Consider the following 14,402-nt stretch of genomic DNA (forward strand, 5'->3'; position numbering starts at 1 on the left):
GAGTTTGTCAATAACTTTTATTGCTTAACTTAATTTGTAATAGTACTTTTGAATTTTATTGAATTTCTGTGAATACTTATTTAGAAAATCTTAACGAATCTCAAAAAGCTGCCGTTTTACACAAAGATGGTCCAATGATTATCATTGCTGGTGCAGGCTCTGGTAAAACGCGAGTTTTAACTTATAGAATTGCTCATTTAATGAAGCAAGGTATTGATCCTTTCAATATTTTATCGTTGACTTTTACCAATAAAGCTGCACGAGAAATGAAAAATAGGATTGCAACCGTAGTTGGCGATTCTGAATCTAAAAACCTTTGGATGGGAACTTTTCATTCCGTTTTCGCCAGAATTTTACGTTCGGAAGGTCATCATTTAGGTTTTCCTTCAAATTTCACTATTTATGATATGCAAGATGCTGTCCGGTTGATTTCTTCTATTATTAAAGAAATGCAGTTAGATAGAGAAAAATATAAATCAAAACAGATTTTAAGCAGAATTTCTTCCTTAAAAAATAGTCTAATAACGGTTAAAGCATATTATAATGATACTGATTTAATTTTGGCAGACAAAATGGCTCAACGACCAAAACTGGGTGAAATTTATCAACAATATGTAGATAGATGTTTTAAAGCCGGAGCTATGGATTTTGATGATTTACTACTACGAACAAATGAAATTTTAACAAGGTTTCCTGAAGTTTTAGCAAAATATCAAAATCGATTTAAATATATTTTGGTGGATGAGTATCAAGATACCAATCATTCTCAGTATTTGATTGTTAGGGCATTAGCCGATCGTTTTCAAAATATTTGTGTAGTTGGTGATGACTCGCAAAGTATTTACGCTTTTCGAGGAGCAAACATTCAGAATATATTAAACTTTCAACGCGATTATGATAAAGTTTCTGTTTTTAAGCTAGAACAAAATTATCGTTCAACAAAAAATATTGTAGAAGCTGCAAATAGCGTAATTGCAAAAAATAAAACAAAATTAGATAAACAAGTTTGGACAGATAATGATAGAGGTACAAAAATAAAAGTAATGCAAACTTATACAGAAGCAGATGAAGGCAGATTTGTAGCTAATTCTATTTTTGAAAATGCGATGAATTTGCAATTAAAAAATTCTGATTTTGCAATTTTGTATAGGACTAATGCACAATCAAGAGCTATTGAAGATGCTTTACGAAAAAAAGATATTAAATATAAAATTTACGGAGGATTATCTTTTTATCAACGAAAAGAGATAAAAGATATTTTAGCTTATTTACGTTTGTTGGTAAATCAAAATGATGAAGAAGCATTAAAAAGAGTTATAAATTATCCAGCCCGCGGAATAGGCTCTACAACTATGGACAAATTAGCTGTTGCAGCAAATCATTATAAAAAATCTATTTTTGAAATCATTCAAAATATATATAAAATTGATATAAATTTAAATGCAGGCGTAAAAACAAAACTTTCCAATTTTGTTACTATGATTCAACATTTTCAAATTGAAGCAAAAACCAAAAATGCTTTTGAAATTACCGATTTTGTAGTTAAACAAACACAATTAATAAGAGATTTAGAAAAGGATGGAACTCCTGAAGGTGTAAGTAAAGTTGAAAATATTCAGGAATTATTAAATGGAATTAAAGATTTTATTGAAGTTCAAAAAGAAAAAGAGGAGGAAGATTCCTTGTCCTTTTTTTTAGAAGATGTTGCTTTAGCTACCGATTTTGATAGTGATAAAAAAGATGATACTCCAAGAGTAGCTTTAATGACCATTCATTTAGCAAAAGGACTGGAATTTCCATTTGTGTATATTGTTGGTTTAGAAGAAACATTGTTTCCATCCGCAATGAGTATGAATACCAGAAGCGAGTTAGAAGAGGAACGCCGTTTATTTTATGTAGCATTAACAAGAGCAGAAAAGCAAGCCTATTTAAGTTACGCACAAACAAGATATCGTTGGGGAAAATTAATAGACTGTGAGCCTAGTAGATTTTTAGAAGAAATTGATGAAGAGTTTTTAGAGTATTTAAAAGTGAAAAAAGTACATTTTCAACAAAATAAATTTATAAATGAAGATATTTTTGGAAGTGTACCACAAAATAAAATTCGTTTTAAAAAGCCTATTCAAAGAAATCTTATAAAAAAACAAATATCAAAAATAGAAACACCAAACCTAAAATTTAATATGCCTAAAAACTTAAAGAAAGTTACAAATGCCACTATTCAAAATAATAATTTATTCGATAATGCTATTGTAGTAGGCAATATAGTTGTACATGCCAAGTTTGGTAAAGGAGAAGTAATTAATTTAGAAGGTACAGGAGCTAATAAAAAAGCAGAAATTAAGTTTGCTTCAGTCGGATTAAAAAAATTATTATTACAATTTGCAAAGCTTACAATAATTAGCTAAAAGGCATTGTAAAACCAATTTTTAAGTTGTAATTTGCATAAAATAAAAACAGAAATAGATAGATGGAATTTGATTTAGAATACAATTCAGATAGGTCGCATTTAATTATTCCGGAATACGGAAGGCATATTCAAAAATTAATAGATTATTGCGTAAAAATAGAAGATGATGCTGAACGAGATAAAATGGCAAAAGCAATAATAGATGTTATGGGAAATCTTCAACCTCATTTAAGAGATGTTCCAGATTTTAAACACAAACTTTGGGATCAATTATTTATAATATCTGATTTTAAATTGAACGTAACGCCACCTTTTGGTAAAATAACTAAAGAAGTTTTTGATGAAAAACCAGAGCCATTAGCATATCCAAAATCAGCTACAAAATATAAGTTCTACGGAACCAATATTCAAACTATGATTGATACTGCTTTAACGTGGGAGGAAGGTGAACAACGTGAAGCATTATATTTTGCAATTGCAAATCATATGAAAAAATGCTATTTAAATTGGAATAACGATACGGTAGATGATGCGGTAATTTATAAACATTTAATGGATTTATCTAATGGAAAAATAGATTTAGAACCATTACATGAAGAATTAGCAGAAAGTAGAAATTTATTGCGAAAAAGAAAGACAAATACCAAACAACAACACCAAAAAAATAAAAAATATAACTACTCAAAAAAATAGTATGGCAACATTTGTTATAGAAGGAGGTCATAAATTAAACGGTAGCATTACACCTCAAGGAGCTAAAAATGAGGCGTTACAAGTGATTTGTGCTGTTTTATTAACTGATGAAGAAGTTGTAATCAGTAATATTCCTAATATAAGAGATGTTAATAAATTAATTTTTATTTTAAAGGAATTAGGCGTTAAAATCAAACAAATAGATGAACACACCTATTCTTTTAAAGCCGATGATATAAATTTAAATTATTTAGAGTCTGATGATTTTAAACGTGATGGAAGTTCCTTACGTGGTTCAATAATGATTGTTGGACCATTATTAGCACGTTTTGGAAAAGGATACATTCCTCGTCCCGGAGGAGATAAAATAGGTCGTAGAAGACTAGATACCCATTTTGAAGGATTTATAAAACTAGGAGCCACATTAAGATACAACCACGATGAAAAATTTTATGGCGTTGAAGCTGATAAATTAGTCGGAACCTCAATGTTGCTTGAAGAAGCTTCAGTAACGGGGACTGCAAATATTATTATGGCAGCAGTATTAGCAAAAGGAGAAACTACAATTTATAATGCAGCCTGCGAACCTTACATTCAACAATTATGTAAAATGCTAAATACTATGGGAGCTAATATTTCTGGTATTGGTTCAAATTTACTTAGTATAAAAGGTGTAAAAAAAATAAATGGTTGTAACCATAAAGTTTTACCCGATATGATTGAAATTGGTAGCTGGATTGGCATGGCAGCTATGACAAAATCATCATTAACCATTAAAGATGTTAGTTGGAACAATTTAGGGTTAATTCCTACAGTATTTAAAAAATTAGGAATTAAATTAGAACAAAAAGGAGATGATATTTTTATTCCTGAGCAAGAAAATTATGAAATCCAAAATTTTATGGATGGTTCCATTTTAACTATTGCTGATGCTCCTTGGCCAGGTTTTACTCCAGATTTATTAAGTGTTGTTTTAGTAGTTGCTACACAAGCAAAAGGTAGTATTTTAGTCCATCAGAAAATGTTTGAAAGTCGATTATTTTTTGTAGATAAACTTATTGATATGGGAGCAAAAGTAATCCTTTGTGATCCTCATAGAGCCACAGTTATTGGTTTGAATCATGAATCTAGTTTAAAAGGTACAACCATGACATCCCCAGACATTAGAGCTGGAATTTCTTTATTAATTGCTGCACTTTCAGCTAAAGGAATAAGCACCATTCATAATATTGAACAAATAGATAGAGGTTATGAAAATATTGATGAAAGGCTTAGGGCTATTGGAGCTAAAATTACAAGAACTGAACAATGTATTTAAAATCTCGATTAATCGAGATTTTTTTTAATGTCATAATGTCATTTTTTTTAAATTGGCAAAAAAATTGCTATTACTAAAATGAATTTTTTTTAAGAAAAGATATGAGTAAAAAGAAGGAACATAAAAAAGAAAATCATAAAGAAGAGTTTATAGAAGAAACTACTGAAATTAGTGTTGAAGATCAGCTTACAGGAGAATTATCTAAAGAAAAAGATAAATTTTTACGTTTGTTTGCTGAATTTGAAAATTATAAAAAACGAACTTCAAAAGAGCGTATTGAATTATTTAAAACTGCCAGTGAGGAATTAATGACAGTTTTATTACCAATTTTAGATGATTTTGAAAGGGGTTTGGCAGAAATTAAAAAGTCTGATGATTCTGAGTTATTAAAAGGAATGGAGCTTATTAATAATAAACTTAGAAATTCTTTAGCTCAAAAAGGATTAACTGAAATGGAAGTAAAGGCTGAAGATGTTTTTGATGTAGAATTACATGAAGCAATCACTCAAATTCCAGCACCGTCAGATGATTTAAAAGGTAAAATTATTGATGTTATTGAACAAGGATATAAATTAGGAGATAAAATAATAAGATATCCAAAAGTAGTTGTTGGACAATAATTTAGAGATATGAAAGTAGATTATTACGAAGTTTTAAAAATTACCAGATCAGCGACTGTTGCCGAAATAAAAAAAGCATACCGAAAAAAAGCCATAAAATATCATCCAGATAAAAATCCAGGAGATAAAAGTGCTGAAGAAAAATTTAAGCAAGCAGCAGAAGCCTACGAAATATTAAGTGATCCAAATAAAAAAGCACGCTACGATCAATATGGTCATGCTGCTTTTGAAGGTGGTGCAGGAGGAGGTTTCCAAGGAGGACATATGAATATGGATGATATATTCAGTCAATTTGGAGATATTTTTGGCGGTGCTTTTGGTGGTGGTGGAGGCTTCAGTGGTTTTGGTGGATCTTCAAGAGGAAGAGCAAGAGTTAAAGGAAGCAATTTAAGAATTAGAGTTAAACTAACTTTGGAAGAAATTGCTACCGGGGTTGAAAAGAAAGTTAAAGTCCGTAGAAAAGTAAAAGCTGAAGGTGTTACTTTTAAAACTTGTTCTACTTGTAATGGTAACGGACAAGTAATGCGTATAACTAATACTATTTTAGGTAGAATGCAAACGGCTAGCACTTGTCCAACTTGTCATGGCGCAGGAGAAGTATTAGATAAGAAACCTAAAAATGCAGATAGTAGTGGGTTAATTCAAAAAGAAGAAACCGTCTCTATTAAAATTCCTGCAGGTGTAACAGAAGGTGTTCAGTTAAAAGTTAATGGAAAAGGAAATGCAGCCCCTGGAAATAATTCTATTGATGGAGATTTAATTGTTGTTATTGAAGAATTAGAGCATGCAACTTTAAAACGTGAAGGCACCAATTTGCATCATGATTTATATATTAATTTTTCAGAAGCGGTATTGGGAGTTTCTAAAAATATTACTACAGTTACAGGAAAAGTAAAAATTAAAATAGAGCCAGGAACTCAATCTGGTAAAATATTAAGATTACGAGGAAAAGGTTTGCCAAGTATTGAAAGTTATGGAAATGGAGATTTATTAGTGCATATAAATGTTTGGACTCCACAAAATTTATCTAAAGAGCAAAAACAATTTTTTGACAAGATGGTAGATGATGAAAATTTCGCTCCAAATCCATCTGCAAATGATAAATCCTTTTTTGAAAAAGTAAAAGACATGTTTTCGTAAAAAAAATATTTTTTTCTTTAAATTAATCAATAAAAAAATTATATTTGAAGTGTTATTAGGTTATTATCTAATAACACTTTTTCTTTTTCATAGCAATTTTCCCACTCATACTATGAGTGGGTTTTTTCATAGCGATTAATAACGTATTTTTGCCAAATTAAAAGTAGGTCGCCTTATCGTTCCGTTTATCGGAAAGGAAAGTCCGGACACCACAGAGTAGTATAGCGGATAACATCCGTCCAGCGAAAGTTGAGGACAAGTGCAACAGAAAGCAAGTACAGTTCGGCTGTAGTGAAACCAGGTAAACTCTATGCGGTGCAATGCCATGTATATTGAAATTTTAAAGTTACTCGCTTTATTTCAAGGGGTAGGCAGATTGAACTTTAAAGCAATTTAAAGTCTAGATAAATGATAAGGATTTCATTTTATTGAAATACAGAATCCGGCTTATAGACCTACTTTTTTATTCTAACTACATTTTTATTAAAATTTAACCATATTTAGAGCTGTTTTTTGATAAATAGCTAAATTTCAATAGAAATATTAAAACATTAATAACTTATTGAGGATTATGCTAATTATTTTTAAAAATAGTTCAAATTTTTGTAAATTTGAACTCACAAAATAATAAACTAAATAATATAGATATGGCATTTGATATAGATATGATTAAAGACGTTTATGCTCGTATGACAGAACGTGTTGATATAGCTAAAAAGGTGGCTGGAAAACCACTTACTTTGGCAGAAAAAATATTATATAACCATTTATGGGAAGGAAACTCAAAACAAGCATATAAAAGAGGTGAAGATTATGTAGATTTTGCTCCAGATAGAATTGCTTGTCAAGATGCTACCGCTCAAATGGCCTTATTACAATTTATGCAAGCTGGTAAAAATAAAGTTGCGGTACCAACAACTGTACATTGCGATCATTTAATTCAAGCTAAAATGGGAGCTACTAAAGATTTGCAAACTGCATTAAACAATAGTAGTGAAGTTTTTAATTTTTTAGCTTCAGTTTCCAATAAATATGGAATTGGTTTTTGGAAACCAGGAGCAGGAATTATTCATCAAGTAGTATTAGAAAATTATGCTTTTCCAGGCGGAATGATGATAGGTACTGATTCACATACTGTAAATGCAGGCGGTTTAGGTATGATTGCTATTGGAGTTGGTGGAGCAGATGCCGTAGATGTAATGGCAGGAATGCCTTGGGAACTAAAATTTCCTAAATTAATTGGTATAAAATTAACAGGGAAACTTTCTGGTTGGACTGCCCCTAAAGATGTTATTTTAAAAGTAGCAGGAATACTTACTGCAAAAGGCGGTACTGGTGCAATTGTAGAATATTTTGGAGAAGGAGCTAAATCTATTTCTGCCACAGGTAAAGGCACTATTTGTAATATGGGAGCTGAAATTGGAGCTACTACTTCTACCTTTGGTTATGATGATTCTATGGAACGTTATTTAAGAGCAACTGATAGAAATGAAGTTGCTGATGAAGCAAACAAAATAGCATCCTATTTAACTGGTGATACAGAAGTATATGAAAATCCTGAAAACTATTTTGATGAGGTTATTGAAATCAATTTATCAGAATTAAAACCACATTTAAATGGACCTTTCACTCCAGATTTAGCTACTCCAGTTGGTGAAATGACTGAAAAAGCAACAAAGAATGGTTGGCCACTAAAAGTAGAATGGGGATTAATAGGTTCTTGTACCAACTCTTCTTATGAAGATTTATCTAGGGCAGCTTCAATAGCAAAACAAGCCGTTGATAAAAATTTAGAAGTTAAAGCTGAATTTGGTATAAATCCAGGTTCAGAACAAGTGCGTTATACTGCTGAACGAGATGGATTATTACAAATATTTGAAGATTTAAATGCGAAAATATTTACAAACGCTTGTGGTCCATGTATAGGTCAATGGGCTAGAGAAGGAGCAGAAAAAGAAGAAAAAAACACCATTGTTCACTCTTTTAATAGAAACTTTTCAAAACGAGCTGACGGTAATCCAAATACCCATGCTTTTGTTGCATCGCCTTCTATGGTGGCTGCAGTGGCAATTTCTGGTAAATTAGATTTTAATCCATTAACGGATAAATTAATCAATAGAAATGGAGAAGAGGTTGTTTTAGAAGAACCAACAGGATTTGAATTACCTCCAAAGGGATTTGAAGTAGATGATCCTGGTTATGTAGCACCAATAAAAGATGGTTCAGATATTAAAATTAATGTAAGTCCAAAATCTGAAAGATTACAATTATTAACTCCTTTTAAACCAATTGGAAGTGAAATTAAAGGAGCAAAATTATTAATTAAGGCTTTTGGAAAATGTACAACAGACCATATTTCAATGGCTGGACCTTGGTTACGTTACCGTGGACATTTAGATAATATTTCTAATAATATGCTAATTGGAGCGGTAAATGCTTTTGGTGGTGCAACTAATAAAGTTAAAAATCAAATCACAGGAGAATTTGGCACAGTGCCAGATACAGCACGAGCTTACAAAAAAGCAGGAATTCCTTCAATAGTAGTAGGAGATTATAATTATGGAGAAGGCTCTTCTCGTGAACATGCAGCAATGGAGCCTAGAAATTTAGGAGTAGTTGCCGTTATTGTAAAATCATTTGCTCGTATTCATGAAACTAATCTTAAAAAACAGGGAATGTTAGGATTGACCTTTGATATGGAAACAGAATATGATTTAATTCAAGAAGATGATACATTCAACTTTTTAGATTTAAATGAATTTGCACCAGAGAAACAACTAACTTTAGAAATTGTTCATAAAGATGGTAGTAAAGATATAATTAAATTAAACCATACTTATAATAAAAATCAAATAGATTGGTATAATGAGGGCTCTGCACTTAATTTAATTAAAAAGGAAAATGCATAATTAATTTTAACTTTTAATTTTTAAAAGGGAAACTTTAAAGTTTCCCTTTTTTTTATTCAAATTAAAAGATAAACTATTATTTTTTTAGAGAATTAGTATTAGAATTTTTTGTAACTTTTTCCTTTAAAATAGTTTCTATGAAAATACTTCATATTAGTGCTGAATGTTATCCCATAGCAAAACGAGGAATCGCTTAAGCAAATTAGAGTATGGATATATAATTATTAGCTTGACATTAGAGCCTCCGTTAGGTGGTATAATACATTTGTATGTCATGCTAAAACCCACTCATAAATAGGATATTTGAAATTTGCACATGCCAATATTAAACCTAAAACTACAAAAGAACTATTTTTAAATCATCGCTCTTATTGAAATTATAATTTTAGTATATGGCAAAAAAAGAAGACTACAATTAGCTTTGCAAATATAATATTTTCTAGATATTATCCGCAATATTACCTAAAATGTTTTATCTTTGTATTATGAAATTATCAGAATTCTATAAATATTTTCCTGATGAATTGGCTTGCTGTCAAATATTGAGATGTATTAGAGAGCAAGAAGGTGTTGTTTGTAAAAAGTGTGGAAACGAGGAACATTATTGGAAAAAAGATAAGAAGAGTTTTGAATGTAAAGAATGTAATTATAGAACATCACTTAAAAATGGGACTATTATAGAACACAGTAATTTACCATTAAAATATTGGTTAGCGACTATAGCCTATTTAAATATCATAGGTAAAAAAATATCAGCACTTGAACTTCAAAAAGAACTTGGACATAAACGCTATGAACCCATTTGGTTAATGTTGAAAAAAATAAATAATATATCTGAAGCTGATAATTTTCTTTATAAGATATCAGATTATATTCAAATAGATGAAAATAGAGTTAAATATATAAATAATAAATAAACTAAACCACTATGGATTGAAAATCCATAGGTTCAAAAAAAATGTAAAGAATGAAATTCTTATTCCAAAATAATATTATCATTATCCAAGTTAGATGGATTACGATGATGTTCGAGATATTCTTGAACCATTTTGTCTGTAATGTTCCCCGTACTCCAAACACCATAACCTATCGCCCAAAAATGCCTGCCCCAATAACGTTTATTAAGTGCAGGGAATTCCTCTTGAAGTCGTCGAGATGTCCTCCCTTTCAAACGTTTTACAATATCACTGATTTTTTGAGAAGGTCGATATTCTATATGAAGATGTACATGGTCTTTGCTTATAACTCCGCTAAGAATATGGATGTCTTCAGAATCACAAATCTGTTTTACGATATCACGACATCTTACTTGAACATCGCCTTTAAGTACTTGAAAACGATATTTTGTAACCCAAACTATGTGAACTGTGAGTCTAGATACTGTGTGACCCATACGCCTTTGTCCTTTCATATCTCAAAAGTACAAAATTGTGTAGCAACTGAAAGTCTTGCACTAAAGTGCATAGTTTCAACTAACATCTGTGACCAATGAATACATATATATTAAATCTATACATTAACACTTAAAAAATAGGAATTATGAAAAGAATTAAGAATTTGTACGACGAGTTAAATTGGGAAACTGCCACAGGTTATTCTAAGGGAACAAAAAGAAAAGTCCTAAGGGATGATGATAATAAGGGACAAACAATTTTATTAAAATTACCAGAAGGCTTTAATATGGCTCCGCATTCGCACATTACAGCGGAGCAACATTTTGTGCTTGAAGGAGAATACCAAAGCGGTGGGGAAAGCTATCCAGCTGGTTCTTACCAGATTTTTTCGTCTGGAGAGGAGCACGGGCCATTCGAATCAAAAAAAGGAGCTTTAATTCTGGTTGTGTGGGATCCTCTTCAAGTAGTTCAATAATCGAAGGATTGCTTAACAGGTATTAAAGCAAGAGAGATACCAAGGAAATAGAAGCTAGAGTGTATCAAGGGCATGATGATAATCATCCTAGATTAATTGATTTGGTTAACAAAGGAGTTTTGTATGTTATTATTGGAAATACTGGTCCAAATCATTCAGTATTTTAGATAATCGAAATGCCAAGTTTTATTTAGCAAAAATATTTGTTGCGAAAGATGCTTTAGATGCTTTCCTAAATAATAAACTGGAAAGGCTGATAAAAGCTACCCTAAAAAAACTATTCGTAATAAATAGAATGAGTACATAATAATTAAATAATAATTTTAAAACTCATAAAATGACAAGATTAAGAAAAAATAACGGAACTGGACAAGGCAAGGGACTTGGAAGTGGTGGTGGTCAAGGGAAAAACAAAGGAGGAGCGTATAGTGTTGGGGGTTATTGTATATGTGCTAAATGTGGTGCTAAAGTTCAACATCAACAAGGCATTAAATGTACAACACTTAAATGCCCAGAGTGTGGCCATACAATGATCAGAGAAGAGTTGTTAAATGATAAGCGTTCTAAGGGCTAAAGGGATTTATCTTCTGCTATTTCTAATATGTTTAAATTTTGGTCACCTTCCCAAAATAAATAATTTGTTGTCATAACAATTAGATAAATAATTGAACAGTAATGAAATTAAATCATATAGGATTAAATGTTCAAAGTAAAGATGAGTTAGTTGATTTTTACCAAAACATACTTGGGTTCAACTTTGAATATCAATTTGCACTTAACTCTGTTTTTGCAACAATTTTTTTTGGTATAATAAAACAACCAGAAGTCTTTCTCTATAAAAAAGAGAATCTACATTTTGAATTATTTATTTATTCTGAAAACGCTAAAATGGGTTTTGCCCACCTCTGTTTAGAAGTAACAAACCGTAAAATAATTGCAAAAAGAAGTGAAAATGCAGGATATCCAATAACAAGAATACAAAGAAACGACAAACCCGATATTATTTTTATTAAAGATAAAGCGAGAAATATTTTTGAATTAAAAATAGAAAATAATGAAAACTTATCTTGATTGTATTCCTTGTTTTATGCAACAAGCATTGCGTGCGGGGCGAATGGTTACTTCTGATGAAAAACTATTAAAGCAAATTCTAAATAAAACAGGTGAAATGGTGAAAACCATTTCAATGCAAGCTACACCTGCTGAAACAGGAATGATAGTCTATAATATTGTAAAAGAAGTTACCGGAGTTAATGACTCATATAAAAATATTAAACAACAACATTTTAAAGAAACAAAATCTATTTATTCCGAATTGGAAAATATAGTGGCAAATTCTGATGATAAACTTCTTTCTGCTATAAAAATAGCTATTGCTGGAAATATTATTGATTTGGGTGTTAATAAATCATTTAATATAGTAAAAGATGTAAAAATTATTTTGAAACAGGATTTTGCTATTTTTGATTATGAAATTTTTAAAATTCAATTAGAAAAATCTAAAAACATTTTTTATATTGGTGATAATGCGGGAGAATCAGTTTTTGATAAACTACTCATTAAAGAATTGAAAAAACCAGTAAAATATGCCGTCCGTTCAATCCCTATAATTAATGATGTTACTATGGAAGATGCTATTGCTTCGGGATTAGATGAAGTAGCTGAATTAATTGATTCAGGATGTAAGTCTCCTGGTATAATTCTCAAACAGAGTACACCTGAATTTATTAGACTTTTCAATACTTCCGATCTTATAATAAGTAAAGGACAGGGGAATTATGAAGGATTATCTGATTGTAAAAGACAAGTTTTTTTCTTATTAAAAACAAAATGCTCAATTATATCTAATCATCTTGGGGTGAAAGAAGATTCAATTATTTTTAAAGAACATAAAATATAGTAAGAGATGAAGAGACTAAAATATAATATTCAAATAAATTTAATATTATGGTAAAATCAAAGAAAATTGGAATCATCATTTGTGACCGATACCGAAATTATGCAGGAGGGAAGTGTTTTCGTGCAATGAAAAATCATGAAGGAGCTTTTAGTATTTATGATAATGATACAAATTTAGAGTTAGTAGGTTATACAACTTGTGGGGGTTGTCCTGGTGGAAATATTGAATATACACCAGAAGAAATGATAAAAAACGGAGTAGAAGTAATTCATTTGGCTACAGGATTTGTTGTTGGCTATCCTCCATGTCCTTACATCAATCATTTTAAACAATTTATTAAAAATAAATATAATATAAAAGTAGTTGTTGGAACACATCCTATCCCACAAAAATATTTTTTAACACACACAAAATTAGAAACATGGAATACTCCGGAATGGCAAAGAATAATCAATCCAACACTGTGCGATGAAAAAACACGCTTAGCATATGATTAATTATTAAACATTTTTTATCTTTTTATCAGCTATTTTGTTAATGCTTAACATCTGCAAACAAATAAATATAATAGCTAAAATTTTAGTATATGTATAAACATCTTTTTGGACCTGTTCCGTCACGTCGGTTAGGAATGTCATTAGGAATTGACTTAATTCCTAAAAAAGTTTGCTCATTAAATTGTGTTTATTGCGAAGTAGGTAAAACTACAAAGCTCACTCTAGATAGAATGGAGTATGTTAAATATGATGATGTTATTGCTGAATTAAAGCAATTTATGAGCAATAATCCTAAAATTGATTACATTACATTTTCAGGATCGGGAGAACCAACTTTAAACAATAGAATTGGAGATGTCTTGAATTTTATCAAAAAAGAATATCCTAAAATGAAAACAGCCATATTAACAAATGGGTCTTTATTGTATGATAAAAACTTAAGAACCGAATTGTTGGATGCTGATGTAATTTTGCCTTCGTTAGATGCAGCAAGTAGAGATGTATTTAGAAAAATTAACAGGCCCAGTAAAAAATTAAATATTAAAACATATATTCAGGGATTAGTTGATTTAAGAAAAGAATATAGTGGTGAAATTTGGCTCGAAATATTTTTATTGAAAGGATACAATGATACAAAAGAAGAATTAAAATTATTGAAAGAAGCAATTCTTAAAATTAAACCGGATATCGTTCAATTAAACACCTTAGATCGTCCTGGAACAAGGCATGATTTAATTCCTTTAACAAAGAATGAAATGCAAGGAATTATTGACTTTTGGGAATTGCCAAATATTGAAATCATAGCCTCTCCAGATAAACGGTCAAGTATTGAATCATATAACGGTGATATTGAAACAGCAATTATAGAAACGATTACCCGCCGCCCTTGTACTCTTGATGATTTACATAATTTTTTAGGCATCCACATTAATGAAATAAATAAATATTTGGGAGCACTGGAGGCTAATAATAAAATTAGAACTGTTACCCTTGAAAGAGGTGTGTTTTATGAATTGAAACATAAATAAATTGATTTAAAGGAGGGA

Annotated in this window: 14 protein-coding genes and 1 other RNA gene; 14 read left to right on the forward strand and 1 reads right to left on the reverse strand. The window is 30.4% G+C overall.

Annotated elements, in window-relative coordinates:
* Positions 1–68: 68 nt before the first annotated feature.
* The 8 genes from L3J60_RS06080 to L3J60_RS06115 all read left to right on the forward strand — a co-directional run bounded on the left by L3J60_RS06080 (position 69) and on the right by L3J60_RS06115 (position 10,007).
* The gene (locus L3J60_RS06080; protein ID WP_291974605.1) at positions 69–2,408 is read left to right on the forward strand and encodes an ATP-dependent helicase; all 2,340 of its coding nucleotides are present in this window, start codon (positions 69–71) and stop codon (positions 2,406–2,408) included.
* Between the two features lie 62 nt (positions 2,409–2,470).
* A complete protein-coding gene (locus L3J60_RS06085; protein WP_291974606.1) occupies positions 2,471–3,103 on the forward strand; it encodes a DUF4290 domain-containing protein in 633 nt (210 codons plus the stop codon).
* Position 3,104: 1 nt separating this feature from the next.
* On the forward strand, positions 3,105–4,421 hold the full coding sequence (murA, locus tag L3J60_RS06090) for a UDP-N-acetylglucosamine 1-carboxyvinyltransferase (protein WP_291974607.1): 1,317 nt from the start codon (positions 3,105–3,107) through the stop codon (positions 4,419–4,421).
* Positions 4,422–4,522: 101 nt separating this feature from the next.
* Complete coding sequence (locus L3J60_RS06095; protein ID WP_291974608.1) at positions 4,523–5,041, forward strand: nucleotide exchange factor GrpE; 519 nt, start codon at positions 4,523–4,525, stop codon at positions 5,039–5,041.
* 9 nt (positions 5,042–5,050) lie between these two features.
* A complete protein-coding gene (gene dnaJ, locus L3J60_RS06100; protein ID WP_291974609.1) occupies positions 5,051–6,181 on the forward strand; it encodes a molecular chaperone DnaJ in 1,131 nt (376 codons plus the stop codon).
* A gap of 160 nt (positions 6,182–6,341) precedes the next feature.
* An RNA gene (rnpB, locus tag L3J60_RS06105) (RNase P RNA component class A) lies at positions 6,342–6,647 on the forward strand.
* 181 nt (positions 6,648–6,828) lie between these two features.
* A complete protein-coding gene (locus tag L3J60_RS06110) occupies positions 6,829–9,090 on the forward strand; it encodes an aconitate hydratase (protein WP_291974610.1) in 2,262 nt (753 codons plus the stop codon).
* Between the two features lie 485 nt (positions 9,091–9,575).
* Positions 9,576–10,007, forward strand: a complete 432-nt coding sequence (locus L3J60_RS06115) for an IS1595 family transposase (protein ID WP_291974611.1) — start codon at positions 9,576–9,578, stop codon at positions 10,005–10,007.
* A gap of 59 nt (positions 10,008–10,066) precedes the next feature.
* Here the strand turns inward: L3J60_RS06115 and tnpA are convergent, their stop codons facing one another.
* Positions 10,067–10,501 (reverse strand): IS200/IS605 family transposase, encoded by a 435-nt coding sequence (gene tnpA / locus L3J60_RS06120; RefSeq protein WP_291974612.1) that lies wholly within the window; start codon positions 10,499–10,501, stop codon positions 10,067–10,069.
* A gap of 128 nt (positions 10,502–10,629) precedes the next feature.
* Here tnpA and L3J60_RS06125 point away from each other — a divergent pair, with 128 nt between their 5' ends.
* The 6 genes from L3J60_RS06125 (at position 10,630) to L3J60_RS06150 (ending at position 14,384) form a co-directional block, all read left to right on the forward strand.
* Entirely contained in the window at positions 10,630–10,959 is a 330-nt protein-coding gene (locus L3J60_RS06125) for a cupin domain-containing protein (protein ID WP_291974613.1), read from the forward strand.
* A 337-nt stretch (positions 10,960–11,296) separates the two neighbouring features.
* Positions 11,297–11,533 carry a hypothetical protein gene (locus L3J60_RS06130; RefSeq protein WP_291974614.1) on the forward strand — a complete coding sequence of 79 codons (237 nt, stop codon included), beginning with the start codon at positions 11,297–11,299 and terminating at the stop codon, positions 11,531–11,533.
* 101 nt (positions 11,534–11,634) lie between these two features.
* Positions 11,635–12,030 (forward strand): VOC family protein, encoded by a 396-nt coding sequence (locus tag L3J60_RS06135; RefSeq protein WP_291974615.1) that lies wholly within the window; start codon positions 11,635–11,637, stop codon positions 12,028–12,030.
* Positions 12,014–12,859: an ARMT1-like domain-containing protein gene (locus tag L3J60_RS06140; RefSeq protein ID WP_291974616.1), complete on the forward strand. Its 846-nt coding sequence runs from the start codon at positions 12,014–12,016 to the stop codon at positions 12,857–12,859. The genes L3J60_RS06135 and L3J60_RS06140 overlap by 17 nt, the downstream gene beginning before the upstream one ends.
* A gap of 47 nt (positions 12,860–12,906) precedes the next feature.
* Positions 12,907–13,356, forward strand: a complete 450-nt coding sequence (locus L3J60_RS06145; protein WP_291974617.1) for a CGGC domain-containing protein — start codon at positions 12,907–12,909, stop codon at positions 13,354–13,356.
* Between the two features lie 89 nt (positions 13,357–13,445).
* Positions 13,446–14,384 (forward strand): radical SAM protein, encoded by a 939-nt coding sequence (locus L3J60_RS06150; RefSeq protein ID WP_291974618.1) that lies wholly within the window; start codon positions 13,446–13,448, stop codon positions 14,382–14,384.
* The last annotated feature ends 18 nt before the right edge of the window (positions 14,385–14,402 follow it).

This window comes from Lutibacter sp. (assembly GCF_021647475.1).
Taxonomy (GTDB): Bacteria; Bacteroidota; Bacteroidia; order Flavobacteriales; family Flavobacteriaceae; genus Lutibacter.

Excerpts from the sequence above, each read along its gene's own strand:
- L3J60_RS06135 (WP_291974615.1), top strand. The coding sequence starts at position 11,635 with ATGAAATTAAATCATATAGGATTAAATGTTCAAAGTAAAGATGAGTTA.
- L3J60_RS06095 (WP_291974608.1), top strand. The coding sequence starts at position 4,523 with ATGAGTAAAAAGAAGGAACATAAAAAAGAAAATCATAAAGAAGAGTTT.
- L3J60_RS06140 (WP_291974616.1), top strand. The coding sequence starts at position 12,014 with ATGAAAACTTATCTTGATTGTATTCCTTGTTTTATGCAACAAGCATTG.
- L3J60_RS06150 (WP_291974618.1), top strand. The coding sequence starts at position 13,446 with ATGTATAAACATCTTTTTGGACCTGTTCCGTCACGTCGGTTAGGAATG.
- tnpA (WP_291974612.1), bottom strand. The coding sequence starts at position 10,501 with ATGAAAGGACAAAGGCGTATGGGTCACACAGTATCTAGACTCACAGTT.
- L3J60_RS06110 (WP_291974610.1), top strand. The coding sequence starts at position 6,829 with ATGGCATTTGATATAGATATGATTAAAGACGTTTATGCTCGTATGACA.
- murA (WP_291974607.1), top strand. The coding sequence starts at position 3,105 with ATGGCAACATTTGTTATAGAAGGAGGTCATAAATTAAACGGTAGCATT.
- L3J60_RS06125 (WP_291974613.1), top strand. The coding sequence starts at position 10,630 with ATGAAAAGAATTAAGAATTTGTACGACGAGTTAAATTGGGAAACTGCC.
- L3J60_RS06085 (WP_291974606.1), top strand. The coding sequence starts at position 2,471 with ATGGAATTTGATTTAGAATACAATTCAGATAGGTCGCATTTAATTATT.
- dnaJ (WP_291974609.1), top strand. The coding sequence starts at position 5,051 with ATGAAAGTAGATTATTACGAAGTTTTAAAAATTACCAGATCAGCGACT.
- L3J60_RS06130 (WP_291974614.1), top strand. The coding sequence starts at position 11,297 with ATGACAAGATTAAGAAAAAATAACGGAACTGGACAAGGCAAGGGACTT.
- L3J60_RS06145 (WP_291974617.1), top strand. The coding sequence starts at position 12,907 with ATGGTAAAATCAAAGAAAATTGGAATCATCATTTGTGACCGATACCGA.
- L3J60_RS06115 (WP_291974611.1), top strand. The coding sequence starts at position 9,576 with ATGAAATTATCAGAATTCTATAAATATTTTCCTGATGAATTGGCTTGC.